Source organism: Mycobacteroides sp. H001 (genome assembly GCF_001440005.1).
GTDB classification, from domain to species: domain Bacteria; phylum Actinomycetota; class Actinomycetes; order Mycobacteriales; family Mycobacteriaceae; genus Mycobacterium; species Mycobacterium gwanakae.
Map to the genome: position 1 here is coordinate 1 of NZ_LJYH01000017.1, position 17814 is coordinate 17814.

Annotated in this window: 14 protein-coding genes and 1 pseudogene; 4 read left to right on the forward strand and 11 right to left on the reverse strand. The window is 65.0% G+C overall.

Features of this window, described 5'->3' with window-relative positions; genetic code table 11:
- Together AOT83_RS26575 and AOT83_RS00805 are read left to right on the forward strand one after the other, a co-directional pair.
- Window positions 1–447 (forward strand): annotated as a pseudogene (locus AOT83_RS26575) (hypothetical protein); the annotation flags it as partial.
- Window positions 448–544: 97 nt separating this feature from the next.
- A complete protein-coding gene (locus AOT83_RS00805; protein WP_057965435.1) occupies window positions 545–1885 on the forward strand; it encodes a UDP-glucose/GDP-mannose dehydrogenase family protein in 1341 nt (446 codons plus the stop codon).
- Window positions 1886–1898: 13 nt separating this feature from the next.
- On the opposite strand, the gene AOT83_RS27575 is transcribed toward AOT83_RS00805, so the two are convergent.
- The 6 genes from AOT83_RS27575 to AOT83_RS00830 all read right to left on the reverse strand — a co-directional run bounded on the left by AOT83_RS27575 (window position 1899) and on the right by AOT83_RS00830 (window position 12105).
- On the reverse strand, window positions 1899–2570 hold the full coding sequence (locus tag AOT83_RS27575; RefSeq protein WP_131726927.1) for a hypothetical protein: 672 nt from the start codon (window positions 2568–2570) through the stop codon (window positions 1899–1901).
- Between the two features lie 39 nt (window positions 2571–2609).
- The gene (locus tag AOT83_RS00810; protein WP_057965434.1) at window positions 2610–3368 is read right to left on the reverse strand and encodes a GAD-like domain-containing protein; all 759 of its coding nucleotides are present in this window, start codon (window positions 3366–3368) and stop codon (window positions 2610–2612) included.
- A gap of 247 nt (window positions 3369–3615) precedes the next feature.
- The gene (locus AOT83_RS00815) at window positions 3616–4926 is read right to left on the reverse strand and encodes a pyridoxal phosphate-dependent aminotransferase (protein WP_044105377.1); all 1311 of its coding nucleotides are present in this window, start codon (window positions 4924–4926) and stop codon (window positions 3616–3618) included.
- Between the two features lie 7 nt (window positions 4927–4933).
- Window positions 4934–7627 (reverse strand): (Fe-S)-binding protein, encoded by a 2694-nt coding sequence (locus AOT83_RS00820; RefSeq protein ID WP_057980004.1) that lies wholly within the window; start codon window positions 7625–7627, stop codon window positions 4934–4936.
- A gap of 162 nt (window positions 7628–7789) precedes the next feature.
- Entirely contained in the window at window positions 7790–10186 is a 2397-nt protein-coding gene (iniR, locus tag AOT83_RS00825; RefSeq protein ID WP_057966219.1) for an isoniazid response ATPase/transcriptional regulator IniR, read from the reverse strand.
- Between the two features lie 74 nt (window positions 10187–10260).
- On the reverse strand, window positions 10261–12105 hold the full coding sequence (locus AOT83_RS00830; RefSeq protein ID WP_057966220.1) for an Hsp70 family protein: 1845 nt from the start codon (window positions 12103–12105) through the stop codon (window positions 10261–10263).
- Between the two features lie 180 nt (window positions 12106–12285).
- Between AOT83_RS00830 and AOT83_RS00835 the strand changes: the two genes are divergently transcribed.
- The gene (locus AOT83_RS00835; RefSeq protein ID WP_057966221.1) at window positions 12286–12930 is read left to right on the forward strand and encodes an IniB N-terminal domain-containing protein; all 645 of its coding nucleotides are present in this window, start codon (window positions 12286–12288) and stop codon (window positions 12928–12930) included.
- Here the strand turns inward: AOT83_RS00835 and AOT83_RS00840 are convergent.
- The 5 genes from AOT83_RS00840 to AOT83_RS00860 are packed head-to-tail and all read right to left on the reverse strand — an operon-like array spanning window position 12927 to window position 16248.
- Entirely contained in the window at window positions 12927–13352 is a 426-nt protein-coding gene (locus AOT83_RS00840; RefSeq protein ID WP_057966222.1) for a DoxX family protein, read from the reverse strand. The two genes, AOT83_RS00835 and AOT83_RS00840, sit on opposite strands and share 4 nt — an antisense overlap.
- Window positions 13353–13380: 28 nt before the next feature.
- Window positions 13381–14304 carry a M56 family metallopeptidase gene (locus tag AOT83_RS00845; RefSeq protein ID WP_057966223.1) on the reverse strand — a complete coding sequence of 308 codons (924 nt, stop codon included), beginning with the start codon at window positions 14302–14304 and terminating at the stop codon, window positions 13381–13383.
- Complete coding sequence (locus AOT83_RS00850; protein WP_078284891.1) at window positions 14301–14663, reverse strand: BlaI/MecI/CopY family transcriptional regulator; 363 nt, start codon at window positions 14661–14663, stop codon at window positions 14301–14303. The genes AOT83_RS00845 and AOT83_RS00850 overlap by 4 nt, the downstream gene beginning before the upstream one ends.
- A gap of 17 nt (window positions 14664–14680) precedes the next feature.
- A complete protein-coding gene (locus AOT83_RS00855; protein WP_057966224.1) occupies window positions 14681–15562 on the reverse strand; it encodes a cytochrome c biogenesis CcdA family protein in 882 nt (293 codons plus the stop codon).
- Entirely contained in the window at window positions 15559–16248 is a 690-nt protein-coding gene (locus AOT83_RS00860; RefSeq protein WP_057966225.1) for a thioredoxin domain-containing protein, read from the reverse strand. Before AOT83_RS00860 ends, AOT83_RS00855 begins: the two co-directional genes overlap by 4 nt.
- A 344-nt stretch (window positions 16249–16592) precedes the next feature.
- On the opposite strand from AOT83_RS00860, the gene AOT83_RS00865 reads away from it, so the two are divergent.
- Window positions 16593–17810, forward strand: a complete 1218-nt coding sequence (locus tag AOT83_RS00865; RefSeq protein WP_030097179.1) for an IniB N-terminal domain-containing protein — start codon at window positions 16593–16595, stop codon at window positions 17808–17810.
- Window positions 17811–17814: the final 4 nt, after the last annotated feature.

Here is a 17814-nt window from a genome sequence, read left to right on the forward strand (position 1 = left end):
CCCCAGGCCCCGGCACCCGCGCCAGAGGCGCCCCCGCCACCGGCAGCACCAGCCCCCGAGGAACCCGCGCCGGTAGCACCCCCACCGGCCATCGTGCCGGTGCCGATTCCGTTGTTCCCGCCCGTATGGGAGCAGCCGCGGCGCCAAGAGAATCCGTGGTGGGCACCCCCGCGTAACCGGCCGACCTATACGCCGCCGGAGTACACCCCGACGTGGACACCGCCCGCTCAGACGCAGCAGCCGCCCATCATCTCGATTCCGGGCCTTCCTCCCATTGGCGGTGGAAACTCCGACGGCGGGTCCCGTGGCGGCTCACGCGGTGGTTCCGACAGCGGATCCGGTCGCGGTAGTTGGGGCGACGGCGGCGGCTCCCACGGAGGTGGATCGGGCGGCGGATCCGGCGGCGGCTCCAACTCGGGTTTTCCCTGGCAGTTTGGCGGCCATTAATCCGTAATTCACAGTGCTTTTCGCCGTACATCCGGCGTTAGGACACCGATGGTGCGGCGTATCCAGGTTGCTAACCCTGGAGGCCTATATAGGCAGTATGAGATGCACCGTTTTCGGAACCGGATACCTCGGCGCCACCCATGCAGCCTGCATGGCCGAGCTTGGCCACGAGGTGCTCGGCATTGACATCGACCCAGGTAAGGTCGCCAAACTCTCTGGCGGCGACATCCCGTTCTACGAGCCCGGCCTTCGAAAGATATTGCAGAGCAACATCGCATCGGGTCGGCTGCGTTTCACCACCAGCTATGCCGAGGCTGCGGAATTCGCCGACGTGCATTTTCTGGGCGTCGGTACGCCGCAGAAGAAGGGTGAATACGGCGCGGACCTGAGTCACGTCCACTCGGTGATCGACACCCTGGTTCCGCTGCTGACCCAGTCGGCGGTCATCATCGGCAAGTCGACCGTCCCGGTGGGCACCGCACGCGAACTTGGTCAGCGGGCAGCCGGATTCGCGGCCGAAGGCGTTGACGTCGAGGTGGCCTGGAACCCCGAGTTCCTGCGCGAAGGCTATGCCGTCAAGGACACCCTGCACCCGGATCGCATCGTGCTCGGGGTGCAGCAGAATTCGGACCGTGCCGAGAAGCTGGTCCGCGAACTGTACGGACCGATCCTCGACGAGGAAGTTCCCTTCCTGGTGACCGATCTGGAAACCGCCGAACTGGTGAAGGTTTCGGCCAACGCATTCCTGGCGACCAAGATCTCGTTCATCAACGCCATCTCCGAGGTGTGCGAGGCGGTGGGTGCCGACGTGACCACACTGGCCGATGCGCTGGGGTACGACCCGCGCATCGGGCGGCGATTCCTCAATGCGGGCTTGGGTTTCGGCGGCGGATGCCTGCCCAAGGACATCCGGGCCTTCATGGCCCGCGCGGGTGAGCTGGGCGCCAGCCACGCCCTGACCTTCCTACGTGAGGTCGACAGCATCAACATGCGCCGGCGCACCCGGATGGTGGAGCTTGCCACCAAGGCCTGCGGCGGATCGCTGCTGGGCGCCAACATCGCGGTGCTGGGTGCGGCCTTCAAACCTGAGTCCGATGACGTCCGCGACTCGCCCGCGCTCAATGTCGCGGGGCTGCTGCAGCTCAATGGCGCCGCGGTCAACGTGTATGACCCCAAGGCCCTGGAGAATTCGCGCCGCCTGTTCCCGACGCTGAACTACGCCACCTCGGTAGTGGAGGCCGCCGATCGTGCCGACGCCGTGCTGCTGCTCACCGAATGGCAGGAGTTCGTCGACTTCGACCCGGACGAGCTGGCCAAGGTTGTGCGCACCAAAGTCATTGTGGACGGGCGCAATTGCCTGGACGCCGCGAAATGGGTCAACGCCGGATGGCGGGTGTTCTGCCTGGGCAAGCGCGTGGAAGAACTAGCCCACGCCTGACTGGCGCGGGACATCATCCTTTACGGAATAGTCGCCTCCACCATTTCGGCTTGCTGGCCGATGACATGCTGATTTGCATGGTGTTGGGTGAAAAATGTTGCGTACGTACGAGCTGAGCATCTACTAGATTCAGCTTTTCTTGAATCCGCTTCATGGAGATCAGTTCCCAAGAAGGCAATGTGCCTGCGGACGTGCGACGCGGATAGTGTTGCGGTGTAGTGGATTCTGCCGCCAGTGACCCATGCTTTCGCCAGGGCATCCGGCGCCGGGGCTTACCTACCGGTTTCCATTTCGCGGGTTTGGCGGCATCAAACGCATCGAGCAGGGCGTCAGTAGCCGCGGCGAGATTGGTAAGCGCTTCTGCGCTGAACAGTGCCCGCACTGTAGACGTGTCGGGACGATCGATCCTGACCGCCAATCGTTGTTCTGCCACGTTGGCAGCACAGAGTCTGGCGGAAGCCTCATGCACGCTGAAGCCACGATCAAAGAAGGCCGGACCGGGGCAGTTCACCATTAGCCAGTCGATGAGATGGAAAACAGTTGAAGCATGTCCAACACCTCGGCTCGGGCCTCGGGGCGCTGAGCCTGCGACGGTGGCGTTTTGGAGCGCATCGAACAGACGAAGAAAATCATCTTCATCGAGGTCGATGACAGCACCGTCATGGAAGGCATTCACCAACTCCATTACGTGTTCCTCATCGGCCTGCTCGGTGATAGCACGGGGCTAATACGTACGCCAGCCACCGTTTATCGGTTTGGGGGTTGCTGATGTGCTAGCCGAGTCCGCCCAGAAGGCTTTGATACTCACTGGCGCATCGGGATCCTGGGTTTTCAACCAGGCCACGAACGCCTCCCTATCGGCTATCGCGGCACGCAGTAACGCCATGTGCGCGTGAATCTCAAACAGGTGGGTGTTTTCCGGCACAACCGGCCCGCCGAGCACGATGCCGGGGGCGAATCCATACACCTGATCGAACTGCAGTGGCCCGAGACGCTTGGAGACACGATCAAACATGTACTCCTCACTATTGTCCAGAAAATCGAACCTATCCTTCTTTGCGCCTCCGGAGAAGAATGCTTGAACTGCTGAATCGAGATCGCTGTTGGGACGACTAGCCTGCAGGGCGCGAGGGAAGGCTGTTCCGTCAGCCGGCTCGAGGATGAGAGTGATGCCGTAGCCGGGTGTCCAGAACCAGACCTTGCCGAAGGCGCTGCGGGCGATGGGGATGAACTGCGCATCTTCAGGTAGTTGCGGATGCCGGAGGCCGTCGAGTAGGAGTTCGGCGGTGGCTTTCCACTCGATGGGGTCGACAAACCACACGATTCCGTCACCGAAACCGGAGAACCCGAACTCTTGCCAATAGGAGATCAGAGCATCGGGAACCAGGCCCTTATAGGTGTTGACATGTTCGGCAGTACAGGCAGGACCGACCGCTGACAGCGGGAGCTTAGTCAGAAAATATTGAAAGTATTCGTCAGCCATAGCCGCCGCCCTGAGTAATTCTCCCACCGCATGAAACGCTGTGAAAAACCCTATTCACTCGCGCGGACGAAAGTTATCAACCGGAGTGCTTGTGCGCAATACCTACCCCTGGGCGCGATTCGACATACGGTGAATGTTCATAATGTCTATAAACAGTCGCCGTATTCAACTAAATTGCTAGCAATTCCTTCTAATACGCTTTTGTTGGAGGAAGCGCCCTTGATCGGTTTGCCGGGTTCGAATGCGCTTACTGGCGGTAGCTCACCAGGAAGTTACCGAGCCGCTCGATAGCGACCGCAAGGTCGCGGGCCCACGGCAGCGTGACGATCCGAAGATGATCGGGCTCAGGCCAATTGAAGCCCGTGCCCTGCGTGAGCAGGATCTTCTCGTTGAGCAGCAGATCCAGGACCAGCTGGTCGTCGTCGTGGATCTCGTGCACTTCGGGGTCCAGCCGCGGGAAGGCGTACAGCGCACCCTTCGGCTTCACGCAGGAGACGCCGGGAATCTCGTTGAGCTTGGTCCACGCCACATCGCGTTGCTCCAGGAGCCGACCGCCCGGCAGCACCAGGTCGTCGATGCTTTGATGCCCGCCGAGGGCAACCTGAATCGCATGCTGCGCAGGAACATTCGGGCACAGGCGCATATTGGCCAGCAGGTTGACGCCTTCCAGCAGGCTGGCGGCGTGATCCTTGGGGCCGGTGATGGCCAGCCATGCCGATCGGTAGCCTGCCACCCGGTAGGCCTTGGACAGGCCATTGAAGGTGAAACACAACAGGTCCGGGGCCAGCGATGCCACGCTGATGTGCTCGGCGTCGTCGTAGAGGATCTTGTCGTAGATCTCGTCGGCCAGCAGCAGCAGTTGATGCTTGCGCGCCAGTTCCACCATCTTGGTGAGGATTTCGCGCGTGTACACCGCGCCGGTGGGGTTGTTCGGATTGATGATGACCAGGGCCTTGGTGCGCTCGGTGATCTTGGATTCCAGATCCTCGATGTCCGGCATCCAGCCGTTGGTCTCGTCGCACAGGTAATGCACCGCGGTGCCGCCGGCCAGCGAGGTCGCGGCGGTCCACAGCGGATAGTCGGGCGCGGGGATGAGCACCTGATCGCCGTTGTCGAGCAGCGCCTGGGTGGTCATGGTGATGAGCTCGGAAACCCCGTTGCCCAGGTAGACGTCGTCCACGTCCAGGTACGGGAATCCCTCGACCAGTTCGTAGCGAGTCACCACCGCGCGCCGCGCGGGCAGGATGCCCTTGGAGTCGGAGTACCCCTGCGCATAGGGCAGCGCCTGGATGATGTCGCGCATGATGACATCGGGCGCCTCGAAACCGAACGGTGCCGGGTTGCCGATATTGAGCTTGAGGATGCGGTGCCCCTCGGCCTCCAGCCGGGCGGCGTGAGCGTGTACCGGACCCCTGATTTCGTACAGGACGTCTTGCAGCTTGGTGGACTGAGCAAAGACCCGTTGATGCTGCCGCGGGGAAAGACCGGGCACGCGCGGGGGCACGTCAGTCGGCAAGTTATCGGTACTCACGGTCTCAATGGTGGCATTGCTGTCCAGCCAATATCTAATTTCGGCGGCCTGGACGGCGTGCTCCCGGGGCCATACCCAGGCCCTTCACCGGTGGTTCCGGGGCCGTGCGGGCCTCGGTGGTCTCTTCCACAGCCTCTTCCGCAGGCTCGGCTTCGGCCGGTGCGACAGGTTCCGGCGTGGCCGCGGGCTGCTCAGGTTCTGCTGCGGGACTAGCCGCGGCAGGGGCCGCTTTCTTGGCGCCGGGACGCCGTGCACCGGCGGCAATGCCGAGACCCTTGACGGGAGGCTCTGGAGTTGCGGGAGCTGCCGGTGTTGCGGGCGCGGAAGGTGCCTCTGCCTCTGACTCAGCTTCAGGCTCGGGCGTCGGTGCGGGCGCAGACGCTGCTGGGGCAGCGGCGGGAGCCGCCTTCTTGGCTCCGGGGCGCTTGGCCCCGGTCGCCATGCCCAGACCCTTGACGGGCTTGGCATCGGCCGCAGGCGCTGCCGCTGTGGCCTCCGCTGCCGGTGCTTCCTCTTCGGCGACAACAGGTTCGGGCTCCGCGGCCTGGGTGGCGGCCTTCTCGGCCGCCGCGGCAGCGGCAGTGCCCTTGGCGGGCAATGCCTTCCGGACGTCATCGGTACGGCCCACGGATTCGAGCAGCAACTGCGCGACGTCGACGACCTCCACGGCAGCGGAATCGTCGCGGGCGGTCACACCGTCGGTCAGCATCACGCGGCAGAACGGGCAGCCCGTCGCGATCTTGGACGCCGGTGTGGCAAGGGCCTCGTCGACGCGGTCGATATTGATGCGCTTACCCAGCTGCTCTTCCATCCACATGCGGGCGCCACCGGCGCCACAGCACATGGAACGCTCTCCGTGCCTTGGCATTTCGGTGAGTGCGGCACCCGAGGCGCCGATCAGCTCACGCGGCGCGGTGTACACCTTGTTGTGACGGCCCAGGTAGCACGGGTCGTGGTAGGTGACGTCTTGTGAAACCGGTGCGACGGGAACCAGCTTCTTATCGCGCACCAGGCGGTTCAGCAGCTGCGTGTGGTGCACCACCTGGTAGTCACCACCGACCTGTGGGTATTCGTTGCCGAGTGCGTTGAAGCAGTGCGCGCAGGTCACCACGATCTTGCGCTGCTTGTGCTCCACGCCCTCGAACACCGAATTGAGCAGCTCGATGTTCTGCATGGCCAGCTGCTGGAACAGGAACTCGTTACCGGCGCGGCGGGCGGAGTCACCCGTGCAGGTCTCGTCGGCGCCCAGCACCAGGAACTTGGTTCCGGCGAGCGCGAGCAGCTCGGCGACGGCCTTGGTGGTCTTCTTCGCGCGGTCCTCGTAGGCACCCGCGCAACCCACCCAGAACAGGTACTCGAAGTCGGCGAAGCTGTCCACGTCCTGGCCGAACACCGGGACGTCGAAGTCGACCTCTTCGATCCAGTTGAGACGATCCTTGGAGTTCTGGCCCCAGGGGTTGCCCTTGTTCTCCAGGTTCTTGAACAGGCCCGCGAGCTCTCCGGGGAACTCCGATTCGATGAGCACCTGGTAGCGGCGCATGTCGATGATGTGGTCGACGTGCTCGATGTCGACGGGGCACTGTTCGACACAGGCACCACAGGTGGTGCAGCTCCACAGCACCTCGTGGTCGATGACGGCACCCTCGCCGCCGACCAGCTGACGCTCGCCCTCGGCGACCTCGGCCTCACTCAGCTTGGACTTGTCCTCACCGGCCAGCAGGTAGGGCGCCTTGGCGTAGGTGTGGTCGCGCAGCGAGGTGATCAGCAGCTTGGGGGACAGCGGCTTACCGGTGTTCCAGGCGGGGCACTGGCTCTGGCAGCGACCGCACTCGGTGCACGTCGTGATGTCCAGCAGGTCTTTCCAGCTGAAGTCCTCGACCTTGCCGGCGCCGAAGGCGTCGACGTCCGGATCGGCGCTCTCCATTTCCAGGACCTTGCCGCCGGACATCATCGGCTTGGCCGCGCCCAGCGCGACGCTGCCGTCTGCGTTGCGCTTGAAGTAGATGTTGAAGAAGGCTGCGAACCGGTGCCAGGCCACACCCCAGACGAGCTTGCGCCCGACCAGAAGCAGGAACATGCCGCCGGACACCATCTTGATGAAGGCGAAGATGGAGACCATCAACGGGCTCTCGGGCAGCAGCTGCGCGACGTTCATGGTGAAGAAGTCCGATGACACGTGTCCGCCGCCGAAGGTGGCGATCTTGCCGGACTTCACCAGCACCATGCCCAGGCCCTCGACCAGCACGATCGATTCGATGGTGTACGCCGCGATGAAGCTGGAGCCGCCGAAGCGGGACAGCCGTTCGGGCTTGCGGGGGTGATTGAGCTGCCGGATGACGATCAGCGTCACGATGCCGATGACCGTGCCGATACCGAGAATCTCGTCCCACAGGTGCCAGAGGAACGTGTCACCGATGATCGGCCAGTGAAACTCCGGATTGAAGGTCTGGCCGTAGGACTCGAAGTACAGCGGGAAGCCGCCCAGGAAGCCGACCATCACCAGCCAGTGCGCCCAGCCCACGGTGCGGAATTTGTTCATCCGGGTGTGTGCGACAACCTCGACGATGAGCGTCTTGACGCGTGGGACGATCGGACGCCAGCGGGTGCCGTCCGGCTGTCCGGAGAGGATGACGCGGATCATCTTCACCACGCCGCCGAAGAATGAGCCCCAGGCAACCAGGCTGAAGGTAACGCCGATGATTCCGAGAATGATCGTCGCGGTACTCACGGTGGTGCTGACCTCCCGGTCCCGAGAAGTTACTCGTCAGTAACAAGTGTAATGTTACTCGCGGGTAACTTGTGTCAGATGCGAGGTCATCGTCGCATTGACAGGGTCGAAAGTCCTAGTCAGGCTTACCTAACCCGCCGTACAGGGTGAACTTTGTCGCATTTATGGGGTCAGGATCGACCGCAACATCGAGAACATGTCAGAGCGCGATTCCGCCCCGAGGCGACGGCGAATACGGGCGACGTGATGCTCGACGGTCTTCGCCGAAATGAACAGCTGCGCACCGATATCGCGATAGGGAAGGCCGCGTAGCAGCAGCTCGGCGACCTCGCGCTCGCGATCCGACAGACGTGTGGATGTTGGCGAGTCGGCGGCCGAGGACGGCGCCGCGGCCGGGTCGGGACCGTCAGTATTGGCCGACGGCGTCCGCAGATCGCGGGCCAGCGCGAGCATCGCGGCGGCCACCTTCGGGTCGTTCGCGTGCAGCGCGGCCTGGCTGGCCAAGCGGGTCGCATCCCAGCCGAGGCCGGTATCGGCCAGCATCCGGGCGGCGCCATCGACCTCGGCGCCGTCCACCTGGTTGGCGAGCACCCGCAGCCACGTGCGCCCGGCCGTCGCCAGGGTGCGCGCATACGGGCTGACTCCCGCGGCCGCGGCGAGCGCCTGCCCGTGCGGGGCGAGATTCTCCGGAGAGTTGGTCAGGATCGCGGCATGCACGCCTGCCCATCGCAAGGGGGCAGACCAGGCGATGGGATCGCCGAGCTGCGCCAGAATCGCGAATGCGCGGTCGACATGATGCGTGACGGCATCCAGGGTGCGCAGCCGTGCCGCCGCCACCCAGAGCTCGCCAACCGGAAGCAATGTGTAGAGGTCGATCGAATACGCCGACAACGCATCCATAGCGGCCTGCCAGTGCTGGCGTAGCGGACCGGTGTCGCCGTGGCGCCGGGCGATGCCGGTCCGTAGCGATTCGGCGAACAGGCGATCGCGCCGGGAGAACTCGGCGTCGGCCTCAGGCAGCCATTGCGCGGCGCCGGTCAGATCACCGGACAGCATGGCAATCCAGGCGGCGAGCAGGCGATGCCGCACCGCGAACACGTCGTGGGGCAGGTCGGTACGGATCGCCCCGGCGAGAACGCCGCGGGCCCGCGCCGTCTCGCCGCTGTGCAGCATGGTCAACGCAGCCAGGGCGACGGTGCTGTCCGGGGTGAAGGAAGACGACGACGGCTGCTGCGTGACGGCCTGACCGAGCAGGGACAGCGCCTCGTGGCCACGGCCCTCAACCGACGCGATGACCCCCTGGGCGGCATTGCGCGTCGCGGTGGCCGATGTCGTAGGGGGCGCCCCCACGTTGTCTTCCAAGACTTTCCGTGCATTCGTCAACTGTCCGACACCCACGAAAACCGGCGCAGCGGACAGGGCCGTCAGGCCGTCCAGGCCGGTACCCAGCCAGTCGTACAACGCGACCGCCTGACCGGAGTCCCCGTTGTGGCACGCGATGGCCGCCGCGATACGCACGGCAGCCGCGCGATGTCCTGGATCGGTGGCGTTAAGCACCTCATCGGCCTGGGTGGCCGCCGCGGTCAGATCACCCGCGCGCGCCAGCGACTCGGCCAGCGGCACCCTGATCGGGCCCGGCTCGGCGCCCGCGGTCAGCGCGGCGCGGTACAGATCCGCCGCGGTGACGGGGTCGGATTCGGTTGCGGCCCACTCGGCGAGCAGTCCGGGGATCTGCGTATCGCGCAATCCGTGGGCTACCAGGGCCAGAGCCAGGTCGGTGGACACCGAACCGATGTCGAGCTGCGTGCGCAACAGCGATCGTTCGAGATCGAGGTGCCGCGCCGCACCCAGCAGTCGTGTGGCGCAGCCGTGCACTCTGGCCGCGAAGGCGATCTGACCAGGGGAGGGCACCAGCCCGCTTCCCAGAGCCTCGTCGACCAGATCCTCGGCGTCGGAAAGTGCAAGCGCCGCAGCGATATCTGAGGCCCCGATGCCGGGGTCCAGGGACATCAGCAGCACGGCGGCCTGGGCCGACGGCGAGAGGCGGCGCAGTTGTTCGTCGATGCGGGAATCGATCGCACGCAGTGCGGATTCGAGTGAATCTGCGCCGTCCAGGCGATCGACGGCCGCCGCCACCAGAGCCAGCACTCCGCCGGTGGCGGTCGCGATCTCATCGGCGAAGGCTGCTGAGCGAGCCGAAAGCCTGGCGATATCACCCTTGTCGACGGGACCGAGCGCGATGGTGGGTGATTCGCGCTCCAAGGACTGAAACAGTGCACGTAGCGCAGGCTGGCGCCGGGGTGTCGCGGCCACCACCACGATGGCCGTCGGATCGTTCTCCACGACGGCACGCAGGGTATCGAGCTGTGGGCCGCTGAGCGAGTCGGCGTCGTCGATGACGAATGGACCCAAGCCTTTTCCGGTCGTTGTCTCCGGGACATGGTTGACCGGCGCGGAGCCCGTGGTGCTCAGGACATCTCGAACCCGCGCCAGAATCGACGTCTTTCCGCTGCCGGCGGTGCCGCTGATGAGCACCTTCGCCGCGCCGCCCGCGGACAGCGCCTGCGTGATAGTCGTTACCGCCGAGGCGATTCCATCGAATGTCCCGGAGGTTCCGCTTTCCCGAGGGGCGCTCAGTTGCGCGGACCGATCGGGATCGGCGGCAACCCCGGGATCGTGATCATGGGGCGCGACGTGGACGTGGAGGGCGGCTGCGTGGTTGTTGTCGGCGGCTGAGTGGTCGTCGTGGTTGGTGGTGTCGTTGTGGTGGTCGGCGGGGTGGTAGTTGTCGTGGTCGTCGTTGTGGTGGTGGTTGTCGTGGTGGTCGGAGGTGTGGTTGTCGTCGTCGGTGGAGGCGGCGGAGGAGGCTCCGGCGAGGGCGGCGGCGGTTGCACCGACTGCGTCACGGTGTGGGTCTGCGGTGGTGGCGGAGGTTCGGGCGACGGGGGCGGCTCGGCCGGGGCATCGCCTGTGCTCGGCACCACGCTCACACTCGGTGTGGTTGGGGCGGGAGCCGGCGACTCATTGCTGGTCAGCGACACCATCATTCCGGTGAAGGCGATGCCGGCCACCGCCGCCGCAGCGATGAACCACACCAGCGGCCGGCGGTACCACGGCAGCGGCGGGTAGTCGTCGTAATCGTCGTCGGCCGCATACGGTTCGTGGCTGAACTGAAGCTCGGGACGGGCGGTGGTGGGTTCGGCCGGACCCTGGTACTCGTCGTCGAGGTCGACGGTGTATCCGGTGCTGTATCCGCTCTGGTAGCCGGTCTCTTGCAGCGGAGCCAGGTCGGGGGCCGAATCATCTTGGGACCACGCCAATTCCGGTGCATCGTTGGCGGCCGCAGCCACCGGAGCGGCAAAGGTTCCGGTGCCGGTGGGCGCCGGGCGCATCATGGTGGCATCGCCCGGCGGTTGCTCGACCGGCCGCATCGTGGTGGCATCTTGCGGCGGCAGATCGGGCCGGGTGGCCAGTAAGGCCACGCCCTGGGCGGCCGCGAGCTGTGGCTGGGGTCCGGTGATGACCGGTACTCGCATCCGCTCGGAAAGTTGTTGGGTGACAAGAGGAATGTTGGCACCACCACCCACCGAGGCGACCGCGTTGATGTTCGCCGGATGAATACCGTTGCGTTCCACGGTGTCCTGAATGGCGTTGATCAAGCTGGAGAGCGGGCCGCGCAGATGGTCTTCGAGTTCGGCGCGGGTGAGCCGAACGTCGGTGGTGATGCCGGGAAGCGCCACCGGCACCGAGGTCGCGGTCTCGCCGGAGAGCCGCTCCTTGGCCAACCGGCACTGATCGCGCAGTCTGGTCAGCGCGCCGACCGACGTGGTGCCCTCGGGATCCTGGTTCAGGTCGGTGAGGACCTGCGTCAGGAGCATCTGGTCAATCTGCTGGCCGGAGAACTCGACGAACCGGACGGTCTGCCCGATCTGCTGGAATCCCCGCGCCGCATCGGCCAGGGTGATGCTGGTACCCGAGCCGCCGAGATCGCACACCACCACGACACCGCGGTCGGGTACTCCCGGTCCCGTGGCCAGCGACTCCAGGGCAGCGCGCGCATCGGGGATCAACTTGAGCTGCCGGCCGCCCGGAGCGAGGGCGGGAACGCGGTCGATCGCGTCCCGGAGCGTGGCGACGGTCTGCGGGCTCCAATGCGCGGGAATTGAGGCGGACAGTGCCGGAGGCGCGGTGAATTCGGCAGCGGAGGCCGCGTCGGCGATCAGCACGCGCATGGCCTCGGTGAGTGCCCATTCGGCCCGGTGAACCGATCCGTCCGCCGCCACGATGCCGACGGGGTCGCCGACTCTGCCGACGAATCCGGTGAGCGTCAAATCTGGATGGCTCGGTACTCCAACCTCGGGTGGACCGTCCTCATGCAGGGTGAGGATCGAACTGCGCACCACGGGTTGGCTCTGCGAGTCGTCGGCTGTCGCGACCAGTTGAGTGGCGCCGATCGACAGTCCCAGTGCGTTGGCCATACCTATCCGTTCGTTTTGCGGCGCTGTGGCGTTTCACCCCGCAGCCCAACAGTAGGGGATGACGGTCGTCACACCCCCTAATGACGACATATCCCCTAACGCGCGTCCCCCAATGGGCACTGGTGGGAAACGGGTCGCGCCCCGTAGCCGAGGTTCCCGGTGGCTCCTACCATCGCAGACATGGGCAATAACCTGTTGGATTTCGTCATGGCACTGGTCCGTGACCAGGATATGGCTGCGCAATACGCGGCCAATCCCGAACAAGTCATTGCCGATGCGCACCTGGACGGAGTCCAGCCCGCAGATGTCTCCGCGCTGATCCCGGTGGTCAGCGAGTCGATACCGGCCGCCCTGGGAACACAGGCCTCGCAGTTCGCCGCGAACCCGGCAGCCACCGATCTGACGCATGCGGTGCAGACCGCAATTCCTGCCGACAACATCTGGGCAAGTGGTGCGGCGACCAGTGCCTTCGAGGCGTTCGATTCGCCGTTCACCGCGCCCACGCATGATCCGAGCCTGGATGCGGGTCTGCACGCGGCGACCAATGCGGTATCGGACCTGAGCGTTCGTCAGGACGCGATCACCGTCCCCGACCAGTTCGGTCCATCGGCCGACAGTGCGGTGGCCGCGATCGACCAGTTCCAGGCTCCGTTGCACGCATCCCCGTCCGGGTTGGACGCAGCCGGGTTCGAGCCCCAGCATTTCGGTTCCGAACTGGGAGCCGGCGGTTCCGGCGATGCGGGTCTGCAGGATCCGTTCTTCGATCATGGAGACCTTGGCCATCAGGCCGGAATCGATCACGATCCCGGAATCGACCAGTTCTAGCTCTCAGCGCTGCGGGCGCGCACACGGTCGAGTGATAGCCGGGTGTCATCTGCCACGAGGGCCAGGAGCAGGAACCCCCAGCAGAATGTGGCCGCGAAGGCTCCGCCGTTTTGCATGGGTTCCCAGTGCACCGGCAGGTGCTCGAAGAAGTACGCGTACGCCATCATTCCCGCCGCGAGAACCGCGGACACTCGTGTCCACAATCCCACTGTCAGCAGGACGCCGAGGGCGAGCTCGAACACGCCCGCCCACCAGTACGGCCAGTTGAGGAATGGCTCGGGATGTCCGGAACCGGTAGGTGATCCGCTCCACCAGCCGAAGATCTTCTGGGTCCCCTCCAACAGGAAGATGACGCCGAACACCAGGCGGGCGCCGGTGGGAATGGCCCAACGCGCGATCTGACCGGCGCGCTGAATGTTCATGAACTCTCCTCGTCGATCCGGCCGGGTCTCAGAACGTGCAATACGCCCTGAACAGCGCCACCAACACCGCGCCCGCAAGGGCCGTGGGAAGTAACGCGAAGCCGAGCATCAGTCGGTAGCGTCCTATCGATGCACGGCAGGTGGGTCCCTGGGCTCGCAGCCATATGAGTCGCACCGCCACCGATTCGCTGGACATGTTCAGTGCGCCACGCACGGCCATGCCCGACTTGCTCATGGCCAGCAGCGCGGCGTGCACGGTCCGCGGCCCGTGGGCCCGCGCTGCCGCATCGTCGGCTGCCAGCTCCACCATCAGCCGCACCATTCCCGGCGCACGGCGCATCAACGGCAGTATCGGCAGTGCCGCTGCCGCGATATCGGCACACAACACGGCCACGTGGTGCCTGCCGCGAATGTGTGCCAATTCATGCTCGATCACTGCCGCGCACTGCTTTTCGCCGAGGCTGCGGATGCCGTGAGTGGCGACCACCGCCCCGCGAGCACCCCCGAGGCTGTAGGCGATCGGCCGCGGGTCATCGATCCAATGGACTTGTCCGGAGCGGCACGTCGCCGCCCGCAGCATCCAGAAGTGGCGGGCGCGGTGCCGGCGCGCAGCGCGCAGGCCCCGAACGGCCACAAACGCGACCCGGGCCAGGATGGTCAGCGGCAGTAGCGAGATCCCAAGCTGAACAAGGGTTCCGAAGGATGAGTGCGGGATGGTTCCGCTCAGACATCCGCCCACCAGCGTCGTGACACCGCGGGTATCCAGTATGTGAGGAAAGAGCAGCAGCATCGCGGACAACGCCGTGAGTACGAGGAAGGCCATCAGCGCTCCGAGCCACGCGGCCAGCGCTGCGGCCGGCAGCAGGGTGGGACGCACGGTCGGCCGCAGACATGCCGGTCCGGCGACACCAATGAGGGCCGCACTCGCCATCAACACCAGGGCGACGGTCATGTCAGGCCGCCCCGGCGGAGGATTCTGCGCAGCACCGTGGATTCCTCGGGGGAGGCAGATCCCGCGAAGTGCAAAAGCACCCCTTCGGCATCGCCGCTGGCGGCCAGGACTTCCCGGACCATCTGTGCGGCCACGGCTTCCCGCGTTTGCGCCGCCCGGTAGCGAAACGCCCGCCCGACCTTTTCGCGGGTGACGTGCCCTTTGTTGTGCAGGTTGTCGAGGACCGTCATGACTGTCGTGTACGCCAAGGGGCGCTCCAGTCGATCCAGGACATCACGGACAGTCACCGGTTCGGCCGCGGACCACAGCACCTCCATGATCGTCGACTCCCGCTCGCCGAGGCCGAACATGTCACGCACGCGCTGTCTCCTTCTGGCTAGGTGCGGTCATCGGTGTCCTCTCTCGTTCTGTCACTTTGGTCTCGGGTGCCGCGCACCGTAGCGGTGCGGGGATACAGCAGACGCATCAGAACTACTGCGAATGCGGCGCAGGCGATCCCGAGCGCGACGGCCGCGTTCGGCAGGTGCGAGGTCAGGTCCTGCAGCCTCGCTTGCATGTCGAATTGAGTATCGCTGCCGGTGATCCCGCCGAGTGCAGCCGTCCCGTCGGTGGCCACAAAGAATATGCCGATCACGATGAACATCCCACCGGAGATGAGGTTTGTGGAATGGGTTCGCAGCCGTCCGATCCGGATCTCGGTTCCCCGCACCCAGCGTCGGTCAGCCAGCCTCAACCGTCCCCAGGCGAATGCCAGTACGAACAAGGGCGCCGCCATGCCCAGTGAGTACAGCGCCATGAGTAAAGCGCCATAGACCGGGCTGGAGCCGATGGCGGCCACCGTCAACACACTCCCGAGTATCGGCCCGGAGCAGAATCCCGCGAGCGCGTACACGGTGCCGAGCATCAGCACCGACAGGCCCGAGGACAGGTCGAGGCGAGCCGCCACCCGCGCCGCCGGGCCGATACGGAAGCCGAACCCGGCGATGATCGCCACACCGAGCGCGATCATCAACACGCCTCCGACCGTTGTCACCTGGGAACGGTATTCGGTAAGTAGCGCGCCGATCGCGCCCACGCCCGCACCTAACGGCACCAGCACGATGAGCATGCCCAGGTAGAAGAGCCCGGTCCTGCGCAGCAGCAGCCCGGCTCGGTCAAAGGAGTATGCGAAGAACGACGGCAGGAGCATCGCCGAGCACGGGCTGACCAACGCCAGCACACCACCGAGCAGGGCGCCGAGGACCCCGACATCGATCACCGCTGAGCCTGCTCGATGACCGATACGAAGACATCCAAGGGCTGCGCGCCCACCACAGGCTGGTCGTTGATCACGAAGACGGGCGTCGAAGACGCACCGATCGCCACAGCTTCCTGAATATCTTGTTGTACGGCAGGCAGTAGCCGATCGCCCGCGACCGCTGCCTGGAATCGCGGCAGATCCGGGACCCCAGCTTCGCGAGCTCGTTCGAGGAGGACCTCGTCAGTCAGCTCGGCGTGGCCGCGATCCGGTGCATGTCGATACACGGTCCGGTTGAACTCCCAGAACCTGCCTTGTTCCGCTGCTGCTCTACCGGCCTTGGCGGCCTGCACCGATTGCGCCCCGAAGATCGGGAGATCACGCCATTCGATGCGCAGCTTCCCGGTGTTGACGTACCGCTCGACGAGTTGCGGTTCGGTATCCCGGCTGAATTTTGCGCAGAAAGGGCAGCGGTAATCGGAGTAGACGACCAGCACTACCGGCGCATCGATTGGGCCGAGTGCCATCGGATCATTCGTGTGCAGCCGGGCCAGGCTGTTGTGGTGGGCGGTGGCCGCCGGTGAGCCGGCCGATGCGGTGCTCTTGCCGCTGTGATCGAAGAACAGGTACGTGGCCAGCACGACGATGACGACGCCCAGGGCCCCGGCGATCCAGATATCACGCTGACGGTTCTCGCTTCGCCGCACGGTTTCCCTCTTTCGATCTACTAACCGACTTAGTATTTAACTACTAGGAAAGATAGTAGATAAATACTAAGGCCGATAGTATTTAGCACGTCTGTGCTGTTCGGGGCGTTGTGGCCGTTCAGTTGTCGGCGACGGGAACCGGGCGATGGTGTAGCGATGAGCGACCGGAGAACCCGGCCCCTAGTAGCCCCCTAATCCCCTAATGGGGACGGCGGCGGACCCCCATGGGGGATTGGCGGAGAAGGGGAAGTTCTCCCGTTTCCAGGGCACTTGCAGGTTCGTAGGTTTGTATTCAGTTCGACCGGACAGACCCGGTTGACTCCGATCCCCCAAGGAGACCTCAAATGTCCATCATCGACTTCATCCTCAACCTCTTCCGCGACCCCGTGCAGGCCGCAAGCTACGTCGCCGACCCGCAGACCTCGCTGGCCAACGCCGGGCTGTCGGCCGTCACCGCCGCACAGGTGGGTGCGGTCATGCCGGTCGTCGCCGAATCGGTGGCCTCCAACTACGGCTACCAGTCGCAGTGGGTCAACACCGGCAACCCGATGAACGACCTGTCGGGCAACCTGCAGAACTACTACGCCGCACAGCCCGACGCCCCGAGCATCCTGTCGCCGTCTCTGCTGAGCCCCCGGGACAACTTCAGCCCCCGCAACAACGACTTCATGAGCCACAACGACACCGAGTTCGCGAGCCACAACCCGATCGCGAGCGGTAACCAGGTCATGAGCCCGAGCGGCAACGTCGACAGCTTCAACCGTGGCCCGCTACTGGACCTGAACTTCGGCGACCTGCAGTTCGGTAACCGCGACACCAACGCCATCGGCGACGGCGCGGTGGCCGTGGGCGGAAGCAACTCCGGTCCCATCGCCTCCGGCAAGGGATCTACCGCGGTCAACGGCGATGTGCGCGATAGCAACATCATCAACGCCGACCACGGCAGCAAGGTTGGTGTCGACCAGAGCCAGACTCGGGTCGGCGGCGATTACACCAACGTCAGCGGGCACGGCTCGGCCGGTATCGACAAGAGCGTGACCGTCGTGGACGACCACTCGCAGCGCAACACCACCAACATCAACGATTCGTTCAACACCGATCGCTCGACGAACATCGGCTCGGGTAACACCACCCACACCGACATCGCCTCGCACAACCAGGTGAAGACACAGACCGATATCGGCTCGCACAACCAGACGAGCACCAGCACCAACACCGATATCGCGTCGCACAACAAGGTGAACACCGACATCGCGTCCAACAACCAGGCGCACACCGGCACCTCGCTGAGCAACTCGCACACCAACGCGATCAACGACTCGCTGAACACCTCGCACTCCGCATCCAGCAGCACCGCGGTGAGCAACTCGCACAGCAGCGCCATCAACGATTCGCTGAGCAGCCCGCTCAACGCTTCGCACAGCTCCTCGATGAACGAGTCGTTCAACTCCTCGTTGGGGTCGCATGGCGCGGCCGGTACCGGATTCGAGGCCCAGGCACAGGCCCAGGGTCACGCGTCGGCCGCCGACCACACCACCCTTCCGGGAACCGAGCACCACTAGTCCC

Excerpts from the sequence above, each read along its gene's own strand:
- AOT83_RS00805 (WP_057965435.1), top strand. The coding sequence starts at position 545 with ATGAGATGCACCGTTTTCGGAACCGGATACCTCGGCGCCACCCATGCA.
- AOT83_RS27575 (WP_131726927.1), bottom strand. The coding sequence starts at position 2,570 with ATGGAGTTGGTGAATGCCTTCCATGACGGTGCTGTCATCGACCTCGAT.
- AOT83_RS00810 (WP_057965434.1), bottom strand. The coding sequence starts at position 3,368 with ATGGCTGACGAATACTTTCAATATTTTCTGACTAAGCTCCCGCTGTCA.
- AOT83_RS00830 (WP_057966220.1), bottom strand. The coding sequence starts at position 12,105 with ATGGCCAACGCACTGGGACTGTCGATCGGCGCCACTCAACTGGTCGCG.
- AOT83_RS00835 (WP_057966221.1), top strand. The coding sequence starts at position 12,286 with ATGGGCAATAACCTGTTGGATTTCGTCATGGCACTGGTCCGTGACCAG.
- AOT83_RS00840 (WP_057966222.1), bottom strand. The coding sequence starts at position 13,352 with ATGAACATTCAGCGCGCCGGTCAGATCGCGCGTTGGGCCATTCCCACC.
- AOT83_RS00845 (WP_057966223.1), bottom strand. The coding sequence starts at position 14,304 with ATGACCGTCGCCCTGGTGTTGATGGCGAGTGCGGCCCTCATTGGTGTC.
- AOT83_RS00865 (WP_030097179.1), top strand. The coding sequence starts at position 16,593 with ATGTCCATCATCGACTTCATCCTCAACCTCTTCCGCGACCCCGTGCAG.